This window comes from Paenibacillus sanguinis 2301083 = DSM 16941, assembly GCF_000374825.1.
Lineage (GTDB): Bacteria > Bacillota > Bacilli > Paenibacillales > Paenibacillaceae > Fontibacillus > Fontibacillus sanguinis.
On record NZ_KB895381.1, the window covers coordinates 12,687 to 36,928 of the forward strand.

The 24,242-nt window shown below is 44.2% G+C and carries 26 protein-coding genes; 12 read left to right on the top strand and 14 right to left on the bottom strand.

The genetic code is table 11. From position 1 onward, the window contains the following. Positions 1 to 97: 97 nt before the first annotated feature. On the bottom strand, positions 98 to 769 hold the full coding sequence (locus C557_RS0110905) for a FadR/GntR family transcriptional regulator (protein WP_026263413.1): 672 nt from the start codon (positions 767 to 769) through the stop codon (positions 98 to 100). Between the two features lie 316 nt (positions 770 to 1,085). On the opposite strand from C557_RS0110905, the gene C557_RS25445 reads away from it, so the two are divergent. Further along, positions 1,086 to 1,445: a hypothetical protein gene (locus C557_RS25445; RefSeq protein ID WP_018751899.1), complete on the top strand. Its 360-nt coding sequence runs from the start codon at positions 1,086 to 1,088 to the stop codon at positions 1,443 to 1,445. A gap of 119 nt (positions 1,446 to 1,564) precedes the next feature. Continuing rightward, a complete protein-coding gene (locus tag C557_RS25450; RefSeq protein ID WP_240472951.1) occupies positions 1,565 to 1,768 on the top strand; it encodes a hypothetical protein in 204 nt (67 codons plus the stop codon). Between the two features lie 94 nt (positions 1,769 to 1,862). Here the strand turns inward: C557_RS25450 and C557_RS0110920 are convergent, their stop codons facing one another. After that, positions 1,863 to 2,072, bottom strand: a complete 210-nt coding sequence (locus C557_RS0110920) for a hypothetical protein (protein ID WP_018751900.1) — start codon at positions 2,070 to 2,072, stop codon at positions 1,863 to 1,865. A gap of 1 nt (position 2,073) precedes the next feature. Beyond that, positions 2,074 to 2,502, bottom strand: coding sequence for a conjugal transfer protein TrbL family protein (locus tag C557_RS23365; protein ID WP_338048792.1), 429 nt, complete (start codon positions 2,500 to 2,502; stop codon positions 2,074 to 2,076). 221 nt (positions 2,503 to 2,723) lie between these two features. Here C557_RS23365 and C557_RS0110930 point away from each other — a divergent pair, with 221 nt between their 5' ends. From C557_RS0110930 to C557_RS0110945, 4 genes are all read left to right on the top strand, one after another. After that, on the top strand, positions 2,724 to 3,329 hold the full coding sequence (locus C557_RS0110930) for a DUF1349 domain-containing protein (protein ID WP_018751902.1): 606 nt from the start codon (positions 2,724 to 2,726) through the stop codon (positions 3,327 to 3,329). A gap of 157 nt (positions 3,330 to 3,486) precedes the next feature. Continuing rightward, entirely contained in the window at positions 3,487 to 3,933 is a 447-nt protein-coding gene (locus C557_RS0110935; RefSeq protein ID WP_018751903.1) for an Rrf2 family transcriptional regulator, read from the top strand. A gap of 199 nt (positions 3,934 to 4,132) precedes the next feature. Beyond that, the gene (locus tag C557_RS0110940) at positions 4,133 to 5,314 is read left to right on the top strand and encodes an MFS transporter (protein WP_018751904.1); all 1,182 of its coding nucleotides are present in this window, start codon (positions 4,133 to 4,135) and stop codon (positions 5,312 to 5,314) included. A gap of 134 nt (positions 5,315 to 5,448) precedes the next feature. After that, positions 5,449 to 6,651 carry an MFS transporter gene (locus tag C557_RS0110945; protein WP_018751905.1) on the top strand — a complete coding sequence of 401 codons (1,203 nt, stop codon included), beginning with the start codon at positions 5,449 to 5,451 and terminating at the stop codon, positions 6,649 to 6,651. Between the two features lie 94 nt (positions 6,652 to 6,745). Here C557_RS0110945 and C557_RS0110950 read toward each other — a convergent pair whose 3' ends face one another. Beyond that, positions 6,746 to 7,186, bottom strand: a complete 441-nt coding sequence (locus tag C557_RS0110950; protein WP_018751906.1) for an Lrp/AsnC family transcriptional regulator — start codon at positions 7,184 to 7,186, stop codon at positions 6,746 to 6,748. 330 nt (positions 7,187 to 7,516) lie between these two features. Here C557_RS0110950 and C557_RS0110955 point away from each other — a divergent pair, with 330 nt between their 5' ends. Further along, a complete protein-coding gene (locus C557_RS0110955; RefSeq protein WP_018751907.1) occupies positions 7,517 to 8,113 on the top strand; it encodes a TetR/AcrR family transcriptional regulator in 597 nt (198 codons plus the stop codon). A gap of 86 nt (positions 8,114 to 8,199) precedes the next feature. Continuing rightward, on the top strand, positions 8,200 to 9,357 hold the full coding sequence (locus C557_RS0110960; RefSeq protein WP_018751908.1) for an MFS transporter: 1,158 nt from the start codon (positions 8,200 to 8,202) through the stop codon (positions 9,355 to 9,357). 241 nt (positions 9,358 to 9,598) lie between these two features. On the opposite strand, the gene C557_RS0110965 is transcribed toward C557_RS0110960, so the two are convergent. The 5 genes from C557_RS0110965 to C557_RS0110985 form a co-directional block, all read right to left on the bottom strand. Next, complete coding sequence (locus tag C557_RS0110965) at positions 9,599 to 10,651, bottom strand: SDR family oxidoreductase (RefSeq protein ID WP_018751909.1); 1,053 nt, start codon at positions 10,649 to 10,651, stop codon at positions 9,599 to 9,601. Positions 10,652 to 10,705: 54 nt separating this feature from the next. Then, entirely contained in the window at positions 10,706 to 11,365 is a 660-nt protein-coding gene (locus C557_RS0110970) for a type 1 glutamine amidotransferase domain-containing protein (RefSeq protein WP_018751910.1), read from the bottom strand. Between the two features lie 114 nt (positions 11,366 to 11,479). Further along, complete coding sequence (locus tag C557_RS0110975) at positions 11,480 to 12,358, bottom strand: LysR family transcriptional regulator (RefSeq protein ID WP_018751911.1); 879 nt, start codon at positions 12,356 to 12,358, stop codon at positions 11,480 to 11,482. 577 nt (positions 12,359 to 12,935) lie between these two features. Further along, positions 12,936 to 13,442 carry a YhgE/Pip domain-containing protein gene (locus tag C557_RS23370; RefSeq protein ID WP_240472952.1) on the bottom strand — a complete coding sequence of 169 codons (507 nt, stop codon included), beginning with the start codon at positions 13,440 to 13,442 and terminating at the stop codon, positions 12,936 to 12,938. 92 nt (positions 13,443 to 13,534) lie between these two features. Beyond that, the gene (locus tag C557_RS0110985; protein WP_018751912.1) at positions 13,535 to 14,314 is read right to left on the bottom strand and encodes a nuclear transport factor 2 family protein; all 780 of its coding nucleotides are present in this window, start codon (positions 14,312 to 14,314) and stop codon (positions 13,535 to 13,537) included. 191 nt (positions 14,315 to 14,505) lie between these two features. Here C557_RS0110985 and C557_RS0110990 point away from each other — a divergent pair, with 191 nt between their 5' ends. The 4 genes from C557_RS0110990 (at position 14,506) to C557_RS0111005 (ending at position 18,537) form a co-directional block, all read left to right on the top strand. Then, positions 14,506 to 15,117 (top strand): TetR/AcrR family transcriptional regulator, encoded by a 612-nt coding sequence (locus C557_RS0110990; protein ID WP_018751913.1) that lies wholly within the window; start codon positions 14,506 to 14,508, stop codon positions 15,115 to 15,117. Positions 15,118 to 15,335: 218 nt separating this feature from the next. Continuing rightward, positions 15,336 to 15,638 (top strand): ArsR/SmtB family transcription factor, encoded by a 303-nt coding sequence (locus tag C557_RS0110995; RefSeq protein ID WP_018751914.1) that lies wholly within the window; start codon positions 15,336 to 15,338, stop codon positions 15,636 to 15,638. Between the two features lie 135 nt (positions 15,639 to 15,773). Beyond that, entirely contained in the window at positions 15,774 to 16,958 is a 1,185-nt protein-coding gene (locus C557_RS0111000; protein WP_018751915.1) for an MFS transporter, read from the top strand. A 322-nt stretch (positions 16,959 to 17,280) separates the two neighbouring features. Continuing rightward, on the top strand, positions 17,281 to 18,537 hold the full coding sequence (locus tag C557_RS0111005) for a HipA domain-containing protein (protein ID WP_018751916.1): 1,257 nt from the start codon (positions 17,281 to 17,283) through the stop codon (positions 18,535 to 18,537). A 97-nt stretch (positions 18,538 to 18,634) separates the two neighbouring features. Here C557_RS0111005 and C557_RS0111010 read toward each other — a convergent pair whose 3' ends face one another. The 5 genes from C557_RS0111010 to C557_RS0111030 all read right to left on the bottom strand — a co-directional run bounded on the left by C557_RS0111010 (position 18,635) and on the right by C557_RS0111030 (position 24,108). Continuing rightward, complete coding sequence (locus C557_RS0111010) at positions 18,635 to 19,969, bottom strand: MATE family efflux transporter (RefSeq protein ID WP_018751917.1); 1,335 nt, start codon at positions 19,967 to 19,969, stop codon at positions 18,635 to 18,637. Between the two features lie 19 nt (positions 19,970 to 19,988). Continuing rightward, positions 19,989 to 20,759: an ABC transporter ATP-binding protein gene (locus C557_RS0111015; protein ID WP_018751918.1), complete on the bottom strand. Its 771-nt coding sequence runs from the start codon at positions 20,757 to 20,759 to the stop codon at positions 19,989 to 19,991. Position 20,760: 1 nt separating this feature from the next. Beyond that, complete coding sequence (locus C557_RS0111020) at positions 20,761 to 21,876, bottom strand: FecCD family ABC transporter permease (RefSeq protein ID WP_018751919.1); 1,116 nt, start codon at positions 21,874 to 21,876, stop codon at positions 20,761 to 20,763. Positions 21,877 to 21,878: 2 nt separating this feature from the next. Next, the gene (locus C557_RS0111025) at positions 21,879 to 22,907 is read right to left on the bottom strand and encodes an ABC transporter substrate-binding protein (RefSeq protein ID WP_018751920.1); all 1,029 of its coding nucleotides are present in this window, start codon (positions 22,905 to 22,907) and stop codon (positions 21,879 to 21,881) included. A 160-nt stretch (positions 22,908 to 23,067) separates the two neighbouring features. Further along, positions 23,068 to 24,108 carry a helix-turn-helix domain-containing protein gene (locus tag C557_RS0111030; RefSeq protein ID WP_018751921.1) on the bottom strand — a complete coding sequence of 347 codons (1,041 nt, stop codon included), beginning with the start codon at positions 24,106 to 24,108 and terminating at the stop codon, positions 23,068 to 23,070. Positions 24,109 to 24,242: the final 134 nt, after the last annotated feature.

A 24,242-nucleotide genomic window follows, 5' to 3' on the forward strand; every position in this document is an offset into this window, starting at 1 on the left:
TGGTCGGTAGTAGAAAAAAATAACGTCACAGTATGTTGATAGGCTCAAAACCTGATATTCATGGGATTAGTCGTATCCGTACATTTGAATGCTTGATTTAGCACAGTTTAGTATGAGCCTTTTCAATGTATAAACGAACAGCCACCTCAGCTTGGTGACAATCCTGATTGGCAATGGCTTGATAAAGCAAATCATGAGAGTCGAGATAAAAAGCCGTATTTTTGAAGTCCTTCGTTTCCAAAACCATGTTTTGCAGTGCCTCGGAAATGTGATTGAACAAATTAGCCATCAATTGGTTATGTGAAGCAGCAATCACCATTTTGTGAAACTCGACATCCCAGTGAGCATAAGCTTTGAGATCATGCTGGCCTGCTGCTTGTCTGCACTGGTCCAAGCATGTTCGAATCGCCTCCAAATCTTCCTCGCTTCTCCTAAGCGTAGCCAGGACAGCAGCCTCTCTTTCCAATGCATATCGGACCTCCAGGCTCTCAAGCTTATCGGTATGCTGAATCACTTTTTTAATCACTGACCCCAAAACACTTGAGGAGCAGACATAGGTCCCGTCCCCTTGTCTGGTCTTCAGCAGACCCGCATACGTTAAAGCCCGAATAGCTTCCCTCAAGGTATTACGGCTGACTTTAAGCTGTTCCATTAGTTCAGGCTCTGGAGGAATACGCATCCCAACTTGCCATTCGCCATTTTCGATCTTCCCCTGGATCTGGTAGGCGACCTGTTCAACCAAAGTTAAACGTTGAGTCTGAGATAACAACAGCATCATTCCTTTATTAAACGTAGGATGTTTGGTATTTCGGTAGTATTATATCAGATTAACTTTGACTTGAAAAGATGAAAATGATAATTATTATCATTGATTTTTTCAGAAAAATCAATTGGAAAAGACAATGGTACAGTGTAGAGGTACTAGCATTGGCCGGCGGGCATCCATAGTCTCCGTGGCGAAACCATGCTGGATGTACTGCCAGGTCGTTAACATCCAGATTGCTCTATCCGATAATGAGAGTTTGTTGCTCATTAGTACCCTCCTGTTTCTGTATCGTTTTGGAACAAAGTAGGCATCCTGTCCGATGCTTGTTGTTGCAGCTCCGGCAGAAGAGCTGTCATGCGAAATAAAAAGCCTGCATGACGAAATCTCTAATGAGGTCATTGCCAGCAAGATCATGGAGCGATTGGGGATACCACATGTTCCTTACACGTTGATGGAGCAGGAAGATTACCCTTATAGCGTGTGTGAAAATTTCATTACTCCTCAGACAGAACTTATTACTGCTTGGTATGTGATGCATACTAGGCAAAAGCCGAACCAGCTTTCGGTGTATCAGCATTACGTGAACTGCTGTGAAGCGCTGGGCATTACCGGCATTGTGGAGGCCCTTGACCAGATGATAGTGGTTCATCACTCTGGTTTTCCAAGCCGCTTGGTCTGATTCGCGCAGATGGCAAGCTGACTTGCAAGCCATTCAAGCCTGATCACAACGAACAAATCAAGCTGGTGACCTCCTTCGATTGGCTAGACCTATCTCGACTAGACGGAATTGAAGATGAGGTGCGGACTATTTTTCGTGGTTCGCTCTTTGTTGACGAGGCCCGTTGTCATGCGATTTGTCAGGCTCTGCGTGGGCGCATTGAACGTTTACGGGAAATTATGCATAGTCGTGAACCGCAGGTGTGGGTGGACGATCACAGCACCGATGTGCAAGAGAATATTGCGTACAGTGGTTTGCAGGAAGAAGACGAATGGGAAAGATAAGATAGACGGTTTGATGTTCAGTTCTAACTATAACGTCTCTACGAAGATTGAAATCGTAGAGGCGTCTTGTTGTTCTGCAAGTTCGCTATTATCGCTAGCGATAGTAAAACAAGATCAGTTCCTTCATCTGCCAAATGCTTTCGGCAAGAATATAAAAGATGACCACATTCCGAGCCCGTTTTTTGTATTTACTGGCATCCTCATCTGCACCAGACAAACGAATCATGGTGTAGATGAAGCGGAAGATACAGCCTACCCGAATGAGGAGAACAACAGCTTGGGCTAATTCCTCTAGGGTAACCATGTTAGCCTCCCTTGCTCAGCTTTCGAGCCATGCCGATCAGTTTGACGCTCTGATAGACGTTGTTCACTACATCGCCTCCACCGCCCGTTGTAATCAGGAAGTCGGACAGGAATCGTGGCGTGCGAATGGTTAGCATCATGCAAGCCATGCCCCAAAATACATGGCTTTGCAGCATTAGACCAACACCTAGCTTAGCTAAAGCGATTTGAATGACGACAGCCAACATGGATTGGGTGAATTTTTGAGCATAGGCACGGAATACACCTTTATCGTTGTCCAATAGTCCCGCGCAAGCTAAGGGAACACCAACTCGGAGTATGAACATCTCTAGCCCCCGCATCAAAAACTGGAAATAGAGTATAAAGAAGCAGACAATGAAAATCAGACCGAGCACGGCCGTAACCAACCCGGCTGATTCCAGCGCTTCGATTCATGACGAATATTCAAAGGACAAATATCAAAAGTAAGTATACAAGGGCAAGGGATTAATGATAATTCCCGCTTGTAGAGGACTTGATTTTTAACTTGGCGATTTAATTATATTAAATGATGATAAAATAGCTTTATATAACTATCTTTGATGATAAAATTATAAAAAAAGATAGATTTTATTATCAACAGGAATATAAAGAACTAGAGAGGATGTTTGTTATGAAAATTCTGAATTTTAGTGGTTTTAAATGGCTTAATGAAAGCAACATGAGATTTGATGGTGAAAAAATAGTGATGTATGCGCCTGCGAAAAGCGATTTTTTTTGTAGTGATGGAGTAGCTTCGGAGGGAGGGATTATACCTGAATCATTGGATAATGCACCATTTTTCTATACCGATGTTACAGGCGATTTTGTAATGCGTGTTAAGGTACAGCATGATTTCAAAGACATTTATGATTCCGCGTCGGTTATGGTAATGAAGGATAAGAAGATTTGGGGAAAACTGTGTTTTGAATATACTGATTTCAGAACGCGTGCTGTAGTTAGTGTAGTAACAAATCAAATATCCGACGATGCTAATGGAGTAAATATAGAAGAAGATTCTATATGGCTGCAAATTGCTAGAGTGGGTAACTCGTTTGCCTTTCATTATTCTTTAGATGGTAACAGTTTTTACATGGCAAGATTTTTCAACCTTCCTGTTGATGAAACGGTAATGGTAGGACTTCTTCCCCAAGCTCCTACTGGAGAAGGGGGAGAGAGAATTTACTCGGATTTTTCCTTAGAATATAAAACTGTAAAAAATATTAGAGTTGGTGATTGAACACTCGATAGTGCTTGGTCTGAGTCTATAAGTTAAGAGTGAGGTTTTTAGTTGGTTGGACACAGTGGTTGATAAACAGACACAACAGACTGCATTCGCTCATTTGACTTCAAATATCGTTGTAACTATAATGGTTTTATTGAAAGGGGGGAGACCTATGGCTGTCGTAAGTCGGTATACGATAGCACTTCACAGTTTATCGTGGATTGCGATGATGACGAAAGAGAAAGACGAGTTTGTGGCTTCAAATCGAATTGCTGCCAGCGTGAATACCAGCCCTGTTTTCATCCGTCGAATATTGGGACAGCTTCGCAAAGCTCGCCTGGTCATCGTACAGCATGGAGGAACCGATACTGGCTGGAAACTCGCAAAAGATCCGGATACCATCTCACTGCTGGATGTATATGAAGCGATTGTGCAAAAGCCACTGTTCGAACTCCATCATACCCCGCCTAATCCAAAATGCTTGATTGGCATCGGAATTCAGCCGGCATTAAGCCGTATTTACAGTCAGTCTGAAGATTCAATGAAGCAACAGCTGGCTCAAGTGACCATTTCCGATCTGTTACAAGAAACGCTCGCTCAGAGCAATGTAAAACAGTAGTGAGGGTTCTTTAAAGTGAAGAAACGAGAGAGGGCTGGAAATGGTAGATTTTCCAGCGACTCTTTTTCGCTCTTCGATGTAACTGATTTGATTATCTTGAAGGGGTGGACGTTTTACTTTTACGTTTATTATTTTGTTTATCAATGAAACTATGATGGTTACATTGAATGGATGAAATCTTTGAAGGGAGTTTACTTTTATGGGGTTTCGACTACTTTTACTGACATTGGGCGGATTTTCCATTGGAATGGAAGGTTTTATGATTGCCGGGTTACTTCCAGCGATTTCTCAGGACTTAAATGTTTCGTTATCTGCCGCGGGGCAACTTGTTACGGTTTTCTCGATTGCTTATGCCATCGGTTCGCCGATCTTAACGACATGGACAGGAAGGGTCGAGAGGAGGCGTCTCTTAGTGAGAGCCTTGCTTCTATTTGCTGCCGGAAACCTTCTCTGCGGATTGGCAAACACGTACACTGCTGTTTTTCTAGGAAGGATAATCACGGCAGCAGGTGCGGGGATATTTTCTCCAGCTGCCGCCAACGCTGCGTCTGTTCTAGCGCCTCCCGACAAACGCGGCCGCTCACTGTCCGTGGTACTAGGGGGTCAGACGATTGCTCTAATTCTTGGAGTTCCTATAGGGACGTGGATTGCATATACCCTTAATTGGAGAATGCCATTCTGGATTGTTGGCGTGCTAGCGGCCATGGCAGCAGTTTCCATACACTTGTTTTTTCCAAAGATCGATCCGTCTGGTACGGTTTCTTTGAAGAACAGATTTTCTTTACTTAAACGTCCTTCGATCATATCTGCCTTATTGACAAGTTTGACCTGGGGGATCGGCATTTTTCTCGTCTACACTTACGTAGCTGATATTTTCGGACAGTTTGGAGCAGGAGGGCAAACGATAACTCTTGTTCTCTTTTTTGCAGGGATCGCAAGTTTTGCCGGGGTGAATTTTGGCGGATATGCTGTTGACCGATTCGGTTCAACACGAACGATCGTGCTTAGCCTGTTCTTGTTGCTCGGCGCGGTCACAACGCTATCATTATTACGTTTCATTCACGGTTTCGCGGATCCATTGATCGTCGGAATCACTGCAATGGCTTTATGGGGCTTCAGCGGTTATGCTTTCAATCCTGCCCAGCAGCATCGGTTGATTCATTTATCCGGAAACATGTCTGGGGTTGTTCTCTCTTTGCATAATTCGTTCATCTATTTGGGAAGCGCGCTCGGAGCATTGTTCGGCGGACTTGGGCTCAAATATGGATCTGTTAACAATCTTGGATTCTTTTCGGGGGCTGCCGTAGTCTTAGCATTAATCATTTTTGGAATTAGCTATCGTGTATCTCGATTGAAATCGAGACAACGAAATTATAATTGAAACAAAAGATTTGACGTTGATTTAAAGGGAAATTGTTATTTTTTCAGTTAATGTTCTATATAAATCCATTTGGTTATTTTGTAAGCTTATAAGCACTGACTTGTATGATTTAAGTATAGGAGGGTGCTTACAGAATGAACCAAAACATCGTTGTCCCACAGGATGCCAGTCATCCATCTTCCGCTCGTCTGCCATGGGCGGGTTTGCTCGCCTTGGCGATGGCGGGATTTATATGCATTCTAACCGAGACGCTCCCTGCGGGCCTATTGCCCCAGATTAGCGAGGGATTTGAAATTTCCGAGGCTCTCGCAGGGCAGCTCGTGACCTTATACGCTCTTGGCTCGCTTGCTGCTGCAATCCCATTGGTTGCTGCGACACGAGGATGGAGACGACGGCCGCTGCTGCTGATGTGTATAATCGGTTTTTTTGTGTTTAACAGCATAACAGCTTTCTCTTTTAACTATGTATTAACGTTGGCGGCACGTTTCTTTGCAGGGGTATCCGCCGGGGTAGTATGGGGAATAACGGCGGGTTATGCGCGGCGTATGGTTCACGATCGGCTCAAAGGCAAAGCTATGGCAGTGGCTATGGTCGGCACGCCTCTCGCTCTGGCGCTTGGTGTCCCTATCGGAACGTTTCTCGGTGGTCTTATGGGCTGGCGCACCGTGTTCTGGATCATGTCGCTGCTCACATTGGCGCTTATCGTTTGGGTGCTATGGAAGTTGCCCGATTTTCCAGGACAAGCAAGGGATAAACAACTTTCTTTTCGTAAGGTGTTCCTTATACCCGGAGTACGCTCCATACTTTTTGTTGTATTTGCCTGGGTGCTGGCGCACAATATTCTCTACACCTATATCGCACCGTTTCTGAATCAGTCCCCTCTTGCCCGACGTGTCGATCTGGTCTTGCTTATTTTCGGCATCACATCGATTGTCGGCATTTGGATAATCGGTGTGGGGATCGATCGCAAGCTTCGAACATTAGTATTGCTGAGTCTGTTCGGTTTTATCCTGTCGTCTGTTCTGCTGGGCATCGGAGGTAGTCAACCTATAGCAATCTTTATGGGGGTTGTTGTGTGGGGGCTGACGTTTGGCGGAGCGGCGACTTTGCTGCAAACAGCAATTGCAGATGCTGCTGGAGAAAGTGCTGACATCGCTCAGTCCATGCTGGTAACGATATGGAACCTGGCCATCAGCGGCGGCGGGGTGATCGGCGGGATTTTGCTCGAAAAGCTGGGGGCTGAAAGTTTCCCTTGGGCCTTGTGCGTAGTGCTGCTTCTCGCGTTCTTCGTCTCCTGGCGTGCCAGAGAAAACGGTTTTCGTAACAGAAACATCTAGCTTAAACATAGACAACTTAGCACAGCAGAGAACCTGGTTATGCTACCGGATTCTCTGCTGTTCTTTTCTCCACTTCATCCCCATTAGTTAGGGTTCATGCATCTTCAGGGCTTGGAATGAGAAATTTATGGTCAATGGGAGACGACATTACGATAAGAATCGTATGATTCCCGTATTTGTTACACTTATCTCCGAATTCCTCTAGAGCGTGCGTGGAATCGGTCATGACTTTTAGCAAATAGTTGTGCTCTCCGCTAATGCGGTGGCACTCGATCACTTCGGGTGAGGAACGGCAAAACTCAAGAAAAGCATCACAGTCCCTGGTATGGAAAAGCATGTAGGAGGCGGCGTGTTTTCCGATTTTCTCGGGAGAAACAATCGTTCGATATTGTTCGATAATTCCTTTTTCCTCCATCCTTTTTACTCGTTCCGTCACGGCTGGTTGCGACAGTGCAACACACTTACCAAGCTCTGTCATGGAAATTCGCGCTTGAGATTGAAGGTGATATAGAATATTCAGGTCAATTTGATCCATTGGATAAGCCTCCTTTGAATTAAAGGTATTTCAGATAAAAATCGTATTTTTCATTTGTAAACACCATCATATTCATAGATAATTAATGCAAACTACCTAGAGTCATAATTATAATAAACTTATCCCATCGAGTAATCAATACTTACCCATAACCGAAAATACTCGTATGGTATCTATCGCAAAGAGAATGTGTCGCTAACGTGCAAAAAGGTGGATCGCAATGCCTTCAATGGGTAGCCGATTACAACCAATGGAAAGCAATAATTATTGACTGGTCATTACAAAATATATATACTGTCTTTATTAGCACTTGATGAAAGGAGAAGACGTGTGAAGAAAAGCGGGAGACCTCGCGAATTTAGAAGGCCTGAGGTATTGGATGCGGCAATGGATGTTTTTTGGCGAAAAGGATATGAAGCCTGCTCTACAGAGGATTTATGCAGTAGCACAGGACTTGGAAGAGGCAGTCTGTATAATGCGTTTGGCAGCAAGCACGAATTGTACGAGCAGGCACTTCAACGCTATCATGAGCAAGGCATTCAGGAGCAAACCGCCATTCTGGAAAGCCCGGCACCCGCAAAAGAAAGACTGCGCGCACTGCTGGAATGGGCGGTGGAGCAGGATTTTGGAGATACGGACAACAAAGGCTGCATGTTGATCAATGCTACTATGGAGCGTGCGCGAACGGATTCTATGGTTGAAAGAATGGCCAGTCGTCATGTTATTCTGTTAGAACAGCTCCTCTGCCAAGTGATCGAGCAGGGAATCGAGTCTGGAAAGATTTCTTCCGACAGACCCGCATTGGAGCTGGCCAGGACATTTCTAAGCAGCTACTATGGCATGCGTGTTCTCAATGCCTCTACGCGAAACCGTGATATGGCAAGCAGCATTGTCGAGGGTATCTTGGCCTCTATTTTTAGCCGGTAGAACCGGCCATTTTTTTGATCTAATTTTGTACTGAACAATAAAAAAATAAATCAAGCTATTCATACCAGCCAAAAGGAGATTTTTACATGCCCTTTATTATATACGTGCTCAGCCTGACTATTTTTTGTATGACAACCTCTGAATTCATGGTCGCGGGGATGATGAACACGCTCTCTTCCGAGTTTGATGTAACGGTTTCTGCTGTCGGGTATTTAATTACCGCTTTTTCCGCAGCAATGGTAATAGGCGGCCCTTTGCTGACTGCAGGATTATTGAACGTACCCAAAAAGCAAGCGTTCCTATCCTTAACTGCTGTCTTTTTAGCCGGTCAGACGCTCGGCGCGCTTGCCTGGAATTACGAGGCCATGATGGTATCGCGGATTGTAACCGGTGTTGCATCTTCGGCTATCTTTGGGATATCCGTCTCCATGTGTGCAATGCTAGTGAACGAGAAATCGCGTGGAAGAGCCGTATCGAGCTTATTCACGGGGATGATGCTAGCTTCTGTACTTGGCACACCTTTAGCAACCGCAGCTGCCCAAGCCTATGGATGGCGTTTTAGCTTCTGGGCGGTTTCCGTGTTGACTCTGTTGTCCGGAGTCTTGGCCCTATGGCTCATCCCTTCTTCCCCCAAGCCGATGCAGGCTCAGCTTTGGAAAGAGTTGGCGGCATTTCGGAACCGCCACCTCTGGACAGCTTATAGCACAAGCTTTCTGATTATCGGGGCTACATTTGCAGCTTTTAGCTACTTTTCCCCTATTTTCACTAATGTAACGGGATTCTCCTCCGAGGTCGTTCCGTTGCTGCTTGCCGCTTATGGCGCAGCCACTGTCCTCGGCAATTTCATAACCGGGCGACTGGCTGATCGCTATACCATGCAGTTGCTCACAGCGGGGTTGGTTATTCTAGCTGCTGCCCTTTTATCCTTTGCTGCAGGCGCACATTTGCCTGTAGTCGCGATTTCAGCCATCCTGTTCATTGGCCTGGTTGGTTTGCCTATGAATCCTCCTATGGTCGCGCGCGTCATGCGGGTGGCTGAAGGAAATACGATGGTTAACACCGTTCATACAGCGATTGTAACGTTTGGTGTGGCGGTTGGCTCCTCGGTAGGCGGACTTCTGATCAGTGCGGGATATGGATTGCGTTCCTCACTCTGGCTCGGGTTTGGGCTGGCCACAGTGGGGCTCCTGTCGCTTTTGCCTTATTTAAAGAGAAGCAAAAGTCAAACAAGCATAGCTGAATGATACTTTCTAACTCGGTAATATCGCGATTGCAATAAACTAGCGTGGAGGAGGCCGTAGCCCATTCCAACCTCACGCCACCTGGACAACGGATATCGACAAGTAGCAAAGCATCCATCTCAAGTTATGGATAGATAGCTATTGCAAATCGAGAAGTATAAATAGCGTACCCTTATCGGTAGACAACCGATAGGAGTACGCTATTATTTTAAGACGCGTTCCTTATCACAGACCGCTTTTGTCCTTAGGGAATCAGCTTCTGTTTTCTTAACTCATCCAAGACTGCGAACAGTTCAACTTCGCTATCTACAACCTCATGGAAACCGAACTGCTTCACTTTGGTTGTATCTGAAATGACATCATATTCGCAACCAAACACAAAATCGCCAAAAGGCCAGGCCGCAACTTTTTCATAGGGAGTGGGTAGCAAATCGTATTTTTTAATCATGGCCATCCATGTTTCTTTTTGCAATGGCATTAATTCCGATAATGAAATGGTCTGAATAGGGCCTTCGTCCATATCGAAGTATTTAGCCAATTTCGGCCAGAGATTTTCCCAGCGGAAAAGGTCTCCGTTCGTAATATTGAAAACTTCAAAAGCAGTGTGCTCCTGAACAGCCGCCCATGCTGATGCACGAGCAAGCAGAGAAGCATCGGTGAATTGTGCCAACGCTCGGTAGGCGCCTTCTTTGCCGGGAAAGCGGAGCGGCAGCCCCAGTTCTTTGGAAATGGAGGCATACACAGCAATCACCATCGCGATACTCATTGGATTGCCAATCGAAACTCCGGTCACGACGTCAGGCCGCAGAATTGTCCATGACCAGCTTTTCCCGTTCTGATAGGTGCGCAAAAAGTCCTCTTGATTATAATAAAAGTTTGGAGGAAGATGGCGCGGATCATTTTCTTTAGCTGGTGTTTTGAACTTGCCTAGATGTACACCGTATACCTTAGCCCCCTGCATTAAAGTTACCCGTTGCAAAGAGCCTGACGTTTCTTCAACGATTTGTACAATATTGGCCAGCATACTTGTATTCACATCAATCTGCTCGATGGAGTGAGCCGGGAAATCCTGATAGGCCGCATAGAAGATATGGGTGATCCCCTCGATCTTGCCTAAGGCTTCTCTCAGCTCTTCACGGTCTAACAGATTCAGACGGATATAACGGTCAGCGTGCTTCTGTGGAATTGTGCGGGCTGCGCCGATGGCGTCCCACTGCTCCAAACCGGTCAAATGATCCAAAATGTAACTCCCGATAATTCCTGTGGCGCCTACAACAAGTGCTTTGTTTTTAGACATAAGCTTTTAATCCTCCTTACGAAAATCTGAATGATACCGGAACCGAAACTCCAATTATCCCAGTTGTGCAATAACTGCGTTGGTTGCAGCAATCGTAGATTGCGGATTTTGCCCTGTAATCAGATTTCCGTCCACCTCTACATGAGAAGACCACTTAGGTCCGGCCACAAATACAGCACCTAAATCGCGAAGCTTGCTTTCCAGTAAAAAAGGAACATGTTTATCCAGCTTTGCACTTGCCTCTTCCTGATCTGTAAAAGCAGTGACACGCTTGCCAGACACAAGCGGTTGTCCATCTGCTAAAGTGACACCAACGAGACCTGCAGGACCATGACATACCGCGGCAATAACCTTTTTGGCTTGGTCAAAACGGGCAATTAAATCATGAAGCGGCTGATGCCTAGGGAGGTCATACATGGTTCCGTGACCGCCTGGAAGAAAGATCGCATCAAATTCAGCCTCTGAAACTTCATCTACGCGCAAAGTATTTTTCAGGTAGGTTTGGGTGGCTAGTATTTCTGATGTCGTACCGTCATTTATACTTCCAGGATCGATGGGGCCGATTCCTCCAAGCGGACTAGCTACGGTGATCTCATATCCTTTGTTGGCAAAGCCAATATATGCTTCTGCAAATTCGGACAGCCAAATTCCGGTTGTTCTTCCCTCGTGAATTTCTGTATGATTAGTAACAACGATAAGCACTTTTCTGGTCATTACGATATCCTCCTGTAGGGTAATTTGTACTTCGTTGTTATTGTATGTCTGTCTTTTGAATAAAACAAATTATGAAATAGTGATATATTGATAAATATATTTATAGTTATAATTCTAATTAGCCTCGGATATAGACTTCACGATCTGCTGTATGAAAGACAGGTGCTTATGCTTATGTTTGTACTTATATGCGATAAACAATTCATTTTTCACTTTTAGTTCCGGAAAAATCACTTTCGATTTTGATGTATCCGCTGCATGCTCTAATATGTAAGTGGGCATTACTCCTAAACCTGCGCCGCTTTCAATCGCTCTCAAAATCAGGTGGTAATCAGGAATGATGTGTAATGGCCGAATCAGGGGACGCTTCTTAAAGTGCTCTCTCCACATTCTTCGTATACCCGGCAATTCCAGACCATAGCTCATCCAGTTTTGAGCGGCTAACCACTTTTCCTTGGCGATCAGACTGGTGGTCTCAGGTATTTCATAATGCTCAGGCGCAACGATAACGAACGCCTCCTCCATCAATTTAAGATACTCTATGCCTGCTTCGGGAATCTTTTTGGATGTAAGGATCAAATCCAGCTTGTCTTCGTTCAGAAGCTGCAGCAGTTGATCCGCCTCGCTGAAATGTACGACTGTACGCATGTCGTAATTTTGAATTTGCGGAAGTACTTTTGCACTGAAAAATTCGTGATGGGTGCCAATCCTCACGACGGCCAGTGTAGATAAAGAAGCACAATTCAGATTTAAGGTAACTTCATCCAAGGACTCCATTAAGGGGGCCAACTGTGAGTACAATTCCTTTCCTCGTTCGGTCGGTATCATTTTTCTGGAGGTTCTCCTGAATAAAGCTTCTCCCGCCTCTGCTTCCAATGCAGCTAAATGCTGGCTCATCGCCGGCTGGGTCATCATTCGTGACTTTGCAGCTTCAGAAACAGAATTATGCTTATAGATTGCCATAAAGCTTCGATACCATTCGTAATCAGCCATACACCTTATCCCTTCATGTTAACTTCATTTTCTCCATTACTATTACCATACACATTTCGTTGAAACAAGTCACATTACAGCTAATTTATGCGCCGTAAAATTCTATGACGGGATAGACTGTCAGCATCCTGTCCGCTGCTAGTTGTGGCAGCTAAAACCTCTACATATTGCAACTCCGGCAGAAGGGTTGTCGTGAGAAACAAAAAGCCTGCATGACGAAATCTCAGCAGACTTGATATAATAGAAATCATAAAACTCTAGCCTGATGTCGCCAGACAATACCTCTGATGGCTGGTTGAAAAAGAAATGGGCTATTATAGATGGAAAGCTTTATTTAGTGAAAGGCGGAAGCGGCGCGACCCAGCAGGAGCCGTACAATGAGGTCATTGTCAGCAAAATCATGGAGCGACTAGGGATTCCTCACCAAGTCTCCCTCGCGTTCGCTAGTTCCATGCTGTACCACGACGCAGACATCCATACGGTGAAGCCTGACGCTATACCAACGGTCGCAAGCCCCACGATAGCTTGCAGCGCGCTGACTGTCCATCTCCTTGAACCCGCGGCGACCGCCTTTTGGCTAGCCAGGAACAATACGATCCCGGTCACCATGCTGCCGATCCACATGATCTGGGTCAAAAAAACCCGGCGCATTCCCCGATGCATTATTCGCCCCAGGGGAATGCGCGACTTCCTCCTGAACGTTCACCGGTGACATTAAAGCTTTAGCCGTTTCAACCGGAATTTGCTCCGTTTGCTGCCCGATCTGCTCAAGCAGCAGTTGCAACAGTTTCTCGTTTATCATTTGCATCGCTTGCCTCATTCCCTGTCTTACGACCAACGAGGCTTGGTTGTTCATCCCTTCGTTGGTGATGATCTTCACATCAGGATGAATCGGTGAGGGAGTTGCTAACGAGAGTAAACTGCTGCTCAGATCCGCCGGTCGGTCAAGGATAACGAGGGCCACCGGAAGCTCCTTTGGCCTCGATCCCAGCACCGATCCCATCATCGCTACCCCGAATATGGTCAACACGATCAGGACGAGTACTAATCCAAGCCACAGCATTTTTTGTGTCAATATTTTCATGATTCTCTTCCCCTCAAGTGCATTCGTGAAGCGAAAGACATCACCGAAATTAAAATTGGCGATGCCTTTCTTGCAATTCAACTACATAAACTTCAAAATCTACGGTTCGTATTTTTTCGTTTTTCTTCCGGAAGAATGGCCTCGATTACGTCCCAATGCTCGGCAATTTTTCCATCCTGTACGCGGAACAAATCGTAGAATGCGGTAGGTTGACCATTAAATTGACCTTCACTCATGGTAAGAACAAAATCGCCTTGACCGATGACTTGATGGACATGAGTATATTGAAACTCAACATTTCTCTCCTTCAGCGCCTGCAATGCAGCGTGAAGACCGGAAAGGCCACCAGCAATATGCGGACTATGCTGAATGTAGGTATCTCCATCAAAGTAAGAGGCAAGCAGGTCAGGGTTCTTCCCGAGCAAGATATTCTCAACATAGCTTTTGACCAATGCTTTATTAGCCTCCGTCTTATCGATATCTTTAATCGTAACCGGTCCGTCAATCATCGTATGATGGCTTGGTGTTTTCTCCACCATCTCTTGCAAATTGTCCCAATGTTCAACGATGAGTCCATTCTCAAAACGGAAGATATCAAAAGCGATTTTAGGGCCGTGAAAATAATATACCGAATGAAGAGCCACAACATTTCCGTCAACTAAAGCCCGCTTAACGCTTACCTTTGTCCCCATTTTCTTTAAATGATCCAGTGCGCCAAGCATGGCTTCACGACCATCGAGTAAAGCCTGGTTATGCTGAATATATTGATCCGGATGAACGTAAGCCGTAATCGCTTCGGGATTGCCGCTCTCCAAACTTTCCAGTACGGCGACTGCCTTACGAACAAGCTCATTTTGTTGGTTGAATGTCATTGAAGTATCCTCCTTGGATTTTTGGTCATTAGAAAAATAATGAACAATTTGTTGTTTATTTATCTGCTGCTTATTATAATTGAGGTTAATAAAACGCTCAATATTCAATGTTTTTAGTTATGCTAGATAACAGACACCTCATAAAACTTTGTCGCTTAACGACTTAAACAAATTTAGGGGGAACGAAAATAATGACTAAGAAAACCGACCTAAGAATACGGCGTACGAAACAATCGATTCGAAAAGCGTTTTATGAGCTTATTCAGGAAAAAGGATATGAAGCGATAACGATTCAGGATATTGCCGATCAGGCAATGATCAATCGAAACACTTTTTATCTTCACTACCAAAACAAGCCTGATTTATTGGACACATGTATGAATGAATTGTTAGGCGAATTGAAGGAGGCGGTCGTTCTTTGTCCGATCAGCATGAGTCCGTTCAGCCTTTCTTTACTCGAGACCGTCATGCAAACGGTACTGGAGCATATTTCGCTAAATATGACCTTTTACCGTTCCATGTTAATTGAAGAGAATCGAATCTATCCTTTTCAAGCGAAAATGGAGAAGATTATTAAGGATAAATTAATGGAGGGGTGGAAACCTGCTCAGGAAAACTCCGTATTAGCGATATCCAAGGAATTGCTGATTGAATACCTCGGATCGGCTTTCATGGGGATCGTAATTTGGTGGATTAAAAAAGATAAGCCCCTTCCTGCAGATGAAGTTTCGTCTCAGTTTAGCAGAATCGTTGCCTATGGGCACTTAAGAACTGCTGGCATCGCCGTCGAGGAAGAAAATTAGCGATTGTCTGATGATTGACAAAAGTGGCTTTCACAGAACGGATATGTATAAAGGAGGGGAGGACGGTGACAAGCTTCGAGCCCGAATTATGGATTTATCACCGCGGTGTTTCTTTAAATGCAGTGTTGAAGTAGGCTTAAAACTTGGTTTATGGGAGCATTAAAATTAGCATTAAAAATTAGATTGACATATCGCAAAATGTAGATATAATACAAAACATGGATCCAATTGAAGTGTTCAAGGCGTTGTCTAACGAGTCGAGGTTACAGATTTTACAGTGGCTTAAGGAGCCCGAAAAACATTTTGTGCCCCATGAAGGAGTGGATATGAGGGAAATCGGGGTGTGTGTCAGTCAAGTGACGGATAAGCTGAACATGACACAGTCGACAGCGTCGCAATATTTGTCCATTCTGCAACGGGCCGGACTGATTCAAACCGAGCGAATCGGCAAATATACGTACTACAAACGTAACGAAGAGAAAATAAGCGAACTAGCTGATTTCTTAAATCAGAAACTCTAATCTGAACTGAATACCTCAAATGTATTCAGTTTTTTTTCGGCCCAATAGATCGACATATTGCGATATATGAATTTATAAAAAGGATCCTCATGTCGGTAACTATTCATACAACAAAAAGAAGGAGAAGTGAACGAATTGTCTAGCACGTGGAAAGTCTATTTATTGGCATTAGTTACTTTTTTGGTAGGTACTTCCGAGTACGTTATTTCCGGCATCTTGGATAAGATCTCGGATACACTGGGGATTTCCGTTACTTCTGCGGGGCAGTTGGTCACGATATTTTCCTTTGCGTATGCCATTGGCACCCCAATCCTGATGGCGTTAACTGCCAAGGTGGAAAGACAAAAACTGCTGGTTTGGGCGCTGGGTATCTTCGTTATCGGGAATGTTCTGTCTTTCGTTTTACCTGGTTATGCATCGTTTCTCGCTGCTCGCGTCATCATGGCTCTAGGCGCGGGAATGGTTGTCGTAACCGCATTGGACATCGCCGCGAAAATTGCCGCCCCCGGCAAACAAGCCAGTGCGATTGCTACCGTGGTGATGGGTTTTACGGCCTCCTTGATTATCGGCGTTCCTCTTGGACGTATCGTTGCAGCACAACTCGGATGGAAATCGGTTTTTGGTATATTGGCACTAGCCGGTCTGGTGGTTATGTTCGTTCTGTACGCCATCATCCCTCGAGTTCAAGGGGATAAACCGATGCCGTTGTCCAAGCAACTTGCCTTTTTGAAAAACGGCAAAGTAGCGCTGGGGCTTGCGATTACCTTTTTCTGGCTCGGCGGATACTCGATCGCCTACACCTACATTTCACCGTATCTGCTTGATGTTGCCGGGCTGAACGAAGGGATATTGAGCGGAGTGCTGTTGGCTTTCGGAATCGCCAGCCTGCTCGGATCCAAATTCGGCGGTTTCAGCGCGGATAAATGGGGGGTGTTCCCGACACTGTCAGGGGGATTGCTCTTGCACGTCATCGCGCTGCTTCTCCTCTCTCTATCCGTTGCCTATACGCACTCGTGGCAGCTGATTGTCATCCTCCTGATCTTGTGGTCGTTTGCGGCATGGTCCTCCGGTCCAACGCAACAAGTCAATCTGGTTCGGATTGAACCGAATTATTCTGGAATCATGCTGAGCCTGAACCAATCCATGATGCAGTTGTCCATGGCTGCGGGGGCTGCAATCGGCGGCGTCATGATCGAACGGGTATCTCTGCCATCAATTACATGGGTCGGGATGATGGGTGTCGCTATTGCGATCGTGGTGGCGTCGCTCTTGAAGGTGCGAATGAGTGCCGGCAGACAAGGTGCCGGAGAAATGAATTGAAGTTGCACCTCGTTGTAGATGATGCATGACAACTAAACGACACGAGGAGACCCGAATTATAGACCAAGGCCAGGTTGTTAAGCTCCTCGATATGATTCAGTCTGTCAACTGCGGCAAGCCATGTTCCTGTTTTCCTTGTTCTTCAATGGCTAAGCACGGCATGACTACAATCATGCTTGATTTAGCACAGTTTAGTGTGAGCCTTTTCAATGTATAAACGAACAGCCATCTTAAATGAAAAGCCTGCATGACGAAATCTCTGCAGAGTTGATATAATAGAATTAGAATGAAATAAGACAATCAACAAATGGAGGAAATGATAGTGGCTGAATCCTGGAACAAATCCTACACACTCATGCACAAAAATGAACCCGTGGCTGAGATTGAGTTGGATGAAGCAACAGTCTCCATTTCAGCGATTGGACAAGTCTTTGCAGCGCAGCATGTACCAGTGGGCATACCTGTTAAAAAAGGGAAAATAGATCGCGCGGCACTCAATGAATGGTGGAGGGGACGAGCGATTCCGGCCAGTCGTGACGGAATTCAAGAAGCGCTGCTTGAATTGAACCTGTCTGCGACACAAAAACTGTTAGATAAAAGCTACGGACTTAGTTTGTCCGATCAATATTGGATTCGTCCATCTGCATCACATTTGGAATGGAGTGCCATCAACTTCTTTCATAATCCTTTTTCGGAGGACGTAGGGAATGTATTGTTTGGGCAAGGTTCGTCTGATGTGATGAGTCTGATGTCGCCAGACAATACCTCTGATGGCTGGTTGAAAAAGAAATGGGCGATTATGGATGGCAAGCGCTGTCTGGTGAAAGGCGGAAGCGGCGCGACTAGGCAGGAGCCATACAATGAGGTCATTGCCAGCAAGATCATGGAGCGATTAGGGATACCACATGTTCCTTACACGTTGATGGAGCAGGAAGATTACCCTTATAGCGTGTGTGAAAATTTCATTACTCCTCAGACAGAACTTATTACGGCTTGGTATGTGATGCAGACTAGGCAAAAGCCGAACCACGTTTCGGTGTATCAGCATTACGTGAACTGCTGTGAAGCGCTAGGCATTACCGGCATTGTGGAGGCCCTTGACCAGATGATAGTGGTAGATTATCTGATTGCCAATGAAGATCGGCATCAGAACAATTTTGGTGTGATTCGCCATGCAGAGACCTTGGAGTGGATGGGGCCAGCGCCGATTTACGATAGCGGTTCGTCACTCTGGTTTTCCAAGCCACTTGGTCTGATTCGCACAGACGGTAAGCTGACTTGCAAACCATTCAAGCCGGATCACAACGAACAAATCAAACTGGTAACCTCCTTCGATTGGCTCGACTTGTCTCTACTTGACGGAATTGAAGATGAGGTGCGGACTATTTTTCGTGGTTCGCTCTTTGTAGATGAGGCTCGTTGTCATGCGATTTGTCAGGCTCTGCGTGGGCGCATTGAACGTTTACGGGAAATTATGCATAGTCGTGAACCGCAGGTGTGGGTGGACGATCACAACACCGATGTGCAAGAGAATATTGCGTACAGTGGTTTGCAGGAAGAAGACGAATGGGAAAGATAGGATACACGGTGCAATGTAACTATAACGTCTCTACGAAGATAAAATCGTAGAGGCGTTTTTTTTAGCGGGTCTTGCTTTAGCTTTATTCAAAAGATACTTACGTTAATAACGTCTCTTTTACCATGACCTTCTTGTACATGTAAAATCCCAATAAATCTGACAAAAACCATCCAACAACAATAGCCCAACATATTCCAGAAAAGCCGAGAGTTGATGCAAATGAATAAGCTAGTAAAACTCTTGTGCCTTGTGATACAACAGTCATTAAAATGGATATTTTTATGGAGCCGATTCCACGGAAAAATCCATAAAACATAACGATGAAGCCAAGCAGTACATAAAAGACACATACAATACGCAAATAGGATACACCAATAGCAATAACATCAAGAGATTCTCTTTTTACAAAGATAGCAATGAGATCGGGTGCAAAGACAAAAGCTAACGTGCTGATTACTGCTGACATCATAATGATAATTTTAGTCGTTGCCCGGAAACCATCCCGGATTCTCTGTTTATGCCCGGCGCCTTCGTTTTGGGCAGTATACGTAGAAAATGCGTTGCTTAAATCCTGCAGGGGTCTGTTGGCAAACTCGTCTATTTTGGAAGCTGCTGCAAAAGCGGCCATAACGGTTGCACCAAATGTGTTTACAAGGCCCTGTATTAACATCATGCCTAAGCTGGAGGCTGACTGTTGCAAGGCCGTCAAAACAGAAAATTCGGCTACATCTTTTAGAATTTTTCCATTAAATACAATGTCTTTTTTCTCGAATTCCAAGAACTTCATTCGCTTTATGGTATATATTCCACAGCCGATAGCGGCAAGTCCTTGGGCAAGTAAGGTTGAAAACGCCACACCAAAGACGCCCATGTTCAATACGATTACAAAAACCAAATTGAGTATTGTATCTAACACGCTTGAAGCAATCAAAAAGTATAACGGCGATTTGGAATCCCCTATGGAGCGAAGCAAAAATGCACAGGCATTATACATTCCTACAAAGATTAGAGAGGCAAAAATGTATTGTAAATATTCGCTGGCATAAGCGGCCGTTTCTTGCGGCATCTGATAGAATCGGATGATTTGAGGTAAAAATGCTAATGTAGCTATAGTTAACACAGCACTAATAGCAAATATAAAAATGAAGGCTGTGGATATTGTCTTTTTAAGTTTATCGTAGTTCTTTGCCCCATAGAGTTGTGAAAAAAGAGCAGATGCTCCCATGGAAAGTCCCGTAAGAATCGATGTCATAAATACAATGACTGCACTTGCGGAGCCGACTGCCGCAAAAGCGTCTTTGCCCACAAACTGACCGACTACAATGGCATCTACAATGTTATACATTTGCTGAAACAGGTTTCCAATGAACATAGGAATAAAAAATCGGGTAATGACCATCATAGGCTTTCCCTTGGTCATATCAAGTTGCATTTCGCAATCCTCCTTCATGCTAGTTGTCTAAAGGCAGATATGCAATTGCCAAATCTCCGGTGATTGGGTTCGTGTATATTTCGCAATCAATTTCATAAACCTGTCTTATCAGTTCTTTGGACAATACGTCCGTTGGACTTCCTGAAGCCACTATGCTTCCATCTTTTATTACATAGAGCATATCGCAGTAAGCAGCAGCCATAGGAAGATCATGGAGAGCAGCAAGCACACCAATGTTTAAAGATTTTACAATCGATAAAATCTGAATCTGATATTTAATATCCAAGTGGTTTGTCGGCTCGTCCAAAACCAGAAATTTAGGCTCTTGGGCAATTGCACGTGCCAGTATTACCCTTTGTTTTTCCCCGCCAGATAAAGTCAAGTAGCTTCTATCCGCATATTCTGTCAAATCCACCCGCTTTAAAGCGTCTGCAACAATTTTGTAGTCCTGCGTATGATCAGCTTCCATAAGATGCTTGTGGGGAGTGCGTCCCATCATCACCATTTCCTGAACTGTAAAATCAAAGCTTAAGTCATTGAATTGTCCGACAACTCCCATATCCTTTGAAACAATACGGGCAGATGATCGGATTACGTCTTTATCCCCTAAAAAGACCGTTCCCTTTTGAGGCTTAATGACCTTATATATACTTTTCAGCAAAGTAGACTTTCCGCATCCATTCGGCCCTATAATTCCTACAAACTGTTTATTTTCGACGCGAATACTGATATCTTTTACAATGTCAGCACCTGTTAAGGATACCGATATGTGTTCCACATTTAAATTCAAATTATCTCCCTCCGAACCCGTAGCTTTTCTTAATCAAGATGTACATGAATACCGGTGCACCAAGCAGGGAGGTTACGATTCCAACAGGAAGCTCCCCATTAGGGATAATTGTCCGTGCGAAAATATCTGTCCATATCATAAATAAGGAGCCGAACAAAATGGACGTTGGAATGAGACGCTTATGGTCGGAACCTACCACACTTCGCACAAGGTGGGGAACAATAAGACCTACGAACCCGATAATTCCACAGGTGGACACTAAAATACCAGTTACCACAGAGGATATGACCATATACAAGCGCCTGTAAAAATTCAGATTCACTCCCAAAGTAATTGCAGCTTCTTCTCCCATGAGCATGGTGTTCATCACTCTGGCCTGAAACAGAAAAAATGCAATTGCTGCAATGACAACCGCTGATATAAGTGGCAATGTACTCCATTCAGCCGATGCCAGGCTGCCCATCGTCCAGAAGGACACAGAACGTATGCCTTCTGAATTTTTTGCGAAATAGATGATGAAATTTGAAAACGCATTGCAGAGGGCGTTGATTACCGTTCCAGCTAAAACCAGTTTGACCGAAGATGTTTTCCCGCCGATACTGGCAAGACCCAAGACTAATGCGGCTGCTCCAAGCGCACCGATAAAAGCCCACGATGCAACACCAAACTCCCCAAGCAGTCCTCCCACACTAAAACCAAGCATGATTGAAAAAGTTGCTCCCAAAGCAGCACCGGACGAAATTCCCAAAATATAAGGGTCTGCCAAAGGATTTTGTACGGAAGCCTGCATCACCGTTCCGCAAAGCGCAAGCCCTGCGCCCATGACCATTGCCAGCAAGACCCTGGGAAAACGAATCTGCCAGATAATATCTGTATACATACCGTCTGAAACCCCGTCTAAACTTCCAAACGTTCCATCTGTTATTTGATTGAGCAGTATCTGAAAAGACTGATGAAATGGAATGGATACTTGTCCAATAGATACTGAAAGTATTACGGATATCACTACAGCAGAAATCAAAATCATAAAGATGATTGAGAATACGGAGCGTTTTTGAGCAAGCCCCTGATCGATTTGGGAAATATGTTTATGCTTACTGTTATGTGATGACCTCATACTTATTCTCCCTTAACTAATTCAGGATGAATAAATTCAGCCACATCCATATACAGGTCTGAGAGGCCAAGACTTCCCCGAACAGCGGTTGTATATTCAACAACCTTTACGTTTCCAGTCTTAATTGCCGTTGCATTTTTTAGCTTTGGATTAAGGAGATATTTATTAATCAATGCCTCGCTATCGGACTTCTGGAATCCGGTAATAATAATCTTGTCAGGATTAACCGATAAAATAGATTCCTCAGACATATCGACATATGTTTCTTCTGATACCTTAATGTACTCACCGCCTGCACCTTCAATCATTTCGTCTATGAGGCAAAGAGATGGGCCATAGTAATAAGTTGTATCTCCACTGGTGCCAAGCAGTAAAATCTTAGGTCTGTCGTTCGCCTGTGCTGCCTTAGTCTGAATTTCACTGATTTTCTCTTTTTGTTCGTTCACAAATGCATTAGTCTTTTCTTCAATATGGAGTACCTTACCTAAATTGGTGATATCATCAAAAAAACTATCGATGGTACGGCCAATGGTATAATTAATACCTGCTAATACCGGAATTCCTCGTTCATTCCAAAAAGAAATATCCCCGAGACGGTCCTTTTGAAATGCAGAAGACATTGAAATAATCAAATCAGGTTCGAGTTCTAATATCGATTCTTTTGATGGCCACATATCCGTAATGATTGGTAGACTTTTGATTTGGTCCTCATATTCGGAGAAGGATTTGTCCAGATAAGCCAATCCCACGATTCGCTTTTCTTCTCCTAGTCCAATCATCCACTCTGCAAAACCTTGTCCAATGACAACAATGCGCTGCGGCTCTTTTTCAATTGTCTGCTCCATTTCATTCCCTTTGTCATCATAAATGGATAAGGTCAGCGGATAATGCTGGTTCTGCTGTGAGGTGCTTTCTCCACTACCCGAAGACGAATTAGAGATTATATTTTCAGTTGTGTCCTTTTGTGAGCAGGCAGTCAATGCGGACAAGCAAAGAACGATTGCCAATAAGATAGCTATTTTTTTAAACATGTATGATCCTCCTATGTTGAACTATGAACGCATAACATATTGTCCCGCATATTGGCTTTGAGACTATACTGCTTGCAGTGCCCAATTATGTTGAGGAAAACTCATGTTTAAATTAAAAAACCACAGGCCTAAACCTGTGGTTAAGATGATATATTTTCTTTTATTCGGCATTTCTTAGCAAAGAGGATTCTCTGTATTTTAGTGGAGTAACACCGTATTGTTTCTTAAATGCTGCACAGAAATTGCTAGGACTGGAATAGCCGCTATCATAAGCGATTTCGCTGATTGTATGATCTGTATTTAACAGCATTGATGCAGCACGGCTTAAAGCCAGTTTTCTGTGATAGCTGAAAATGGTATCTCCATAAACTTGTTTGAAACCCTTAGTCAGTTTTTTGGGACTGATGACTAGCTTTTCCGCTAATGAAGGAAGGTTTGGCAATTCAAATGGCTGCTCCAACAGCATTTGTGGAATTTCTTTGATTTTCTGTAATTCGTATGGGCTTAGAGCTACTACATCATATCCCTCATGCTTAATCACTTCATTTGAAACAATTAACGAAAACACTTCCATGACCTTGCTTTCATAAAACAAGGTACGTGATTTCACAGGGAGTCGGCAGTTAAATATTTGCAGGAAAATATTGGCTATCTCTGGTGGAGTATTTAGACCAAGGTAATATTCAGAACGAAGTTGATCTCCCAATTTTTCTATCGTATCATGCCATACTTCGATTCCAGCACTTCCGAAATAAGACGACAGGGCGTGTTTATTCGCCGTGATGGAAACGCCTTGATATTTCTGTTCAGCGCATCGCCTTATTGTTCCTTTCATATCCTGTGACAGGGAAACAGACAAATTATTGGGACCAAAGCAGGTACCACCCACATTTTCTTCTTCAATATGCATACATCCATCGATACAATATTCGATTTCAAAATAATCCTCTGTTAAATCAAACACCGTTATTATATCTTCAGAAAACACAAAGTCATACACAAGCAGCATGACATTGCCAAGCAAATGATACATTTGTATTGTTCCCTTACCATACTCAGGCTTTATGTCATACACAATACCTTTATTCATATCCTGGTTGGGCCAAAAACGAACATTCCCAATTTGTTCATGCATGGTTTTATATTGTTCGAGCATGGCGCTAAACCCGTTTTTTGAATTGATGTGAAATTCTTTTCTCATGAACAAGTTCCTTTCCGGCCTTAATTCTAAGTAGCTACATATAAACTTTGAGTTGGAATAGGGGGGCTGTCCAATAAGCCTCGGTAAACCAGACGCCGCCAATTGCTACATTTGCCGGATGAAGCAGCGCGTAT

Excerpts from the sequence above, each read along its gene's own strand:
- C557_RS25445 (WP_018751899.1), top strand. The coding sequence starts at position 1,086 with ATGCTTGTTGTTGCAGCTCCGGCAGAAGAGCTGTCATGCGAAATAAAA.
- C557_RS0110920 (WP_018751900.1), bottom strand. The coding sequence starts at position 2,072 with ATGGTTACCCTAGAGGAATTAGCCCAAGCTGTTGTTCTCCTCATTCGG.
- C557_RS0110930 (WP_018751902.1), top strand. The coding sequence starts at position 2,724 with ATGAAAATTCTGAATTTTAGTGGTTTTAAATGGCTTAATGAAAGCAAC.
- C557_RS0110935 (WP_018751903.1), top strand. The coding sequence starts at position 3,487 with ATGGCTGTCGTAAGTCGGTATACGATAGCACTTCACAGTTTATCGTGG.
- C557_RS0110940 (WP_018751904.1), top strand. The coding sequence starts at position 4,133 with ATGGGGTTTCGACTACTTTTACTGACATTGGGCGGATTTTCCATTGGA.
- C557_RS0110945 (WP_018751905.1), top strand. The coding sequence starts at position 5,449 with ATGAACCAAAACATCGTTGTCCCACAGGATGCCAGTCATCCATCTTCC.
- C557_RS0110950 (WP_018751906.1), bottom strand. The coding sequence starts at position 7,186 with ATGGATCAAATTGACCTGAATATTCTATATCACCTTCAATCTCAAGCG.
- C557_RS0110960 (WP_018751908.1), top strand. The coding sequence starts at position 8,200 with ATGCCCTTTATTATATACGTGCTCAGCCTGACTATTTTTTGTATGACA.
- C557_RS0110965 (WP_018751909.1), bottom strand. The coding sequence starts at position 10,651 with ATGTCTAAAAACAAAGCACTTGTTGTAGGCGCCACAGGAATTATCGGG.
- C557_RS0110970 (WP_018751910.1), bottom strand. The coding sequence starts at position 11,365 with ATGACCAGAAAAGTGCTTATCGTTGTTACTAATCATACAGAAATTCAC.
- C557_RS0110975 (WP_018751911.1), bottom strand. The coding sequence starts at position 12,358 with ATGGCTGATTACGAATGGTATCGAAGCTTTATGGCAATCTATAAGCAT.
- C557_RS23370 (WP_240472952.1), bottom strand. The coding sequence starts at position 13,442 with ATGAAAATATTGACACAAAAAATGCTGTGGCTTGGATTAGTACTCGTC.
- C557_RS0110985 (WP_018751912.1), bottom strand. The coding sequence starts at position 14,314 with ATGACATTCAACCAACAAAATGAGCTTGTTCGTAAGGCAGTCGCCGTA.
- C557_RS0110990 (WP_018751913.1), top strand. The coding sequence starts at position 14,506 with ATGACTAAGAAAACCGACCTAAGAATACGGCGTACGAAACAATCGATT.
- C557_RS0110995 (WP_018751914.1), top strand. The coding sequence starts at position 15,336 with ATGGATCCAATTGAAGTGTTCAAGGCGTTGTCTAACGAGTCGAGGTTA.
- C557_RS0111010 (WP_018751917.1), bottom strand. The coding sequence starts at position 19,969 with ATGCAACTTGATATGACCAAGGGAAAGCCTATGATGGTCATTACCCGA.
- C557_RS0111020 (WP_018751919.1), bottom strand. The coding sequence starts at position 21,876 with ATGAGGTCATCACATAACAGTAAGCATAAACATATTTCCCAAATCGAT.
- C557_RS0111025 (WP_018751920.1), bottom strand. The coding sequence starts at position 22,907 with ATGTTTAAAAAAATAGCTATCTTATTGGCAATCGTTCTTTGCTTGTCC.
- C557_RS0111030 (WP_018751921.1), bottom strand. The coding sequence starts at position 24,108 with ATGAGAAAAGAATTTCACATCAATTCAAAAAACGGGTTTAGCGCCATG.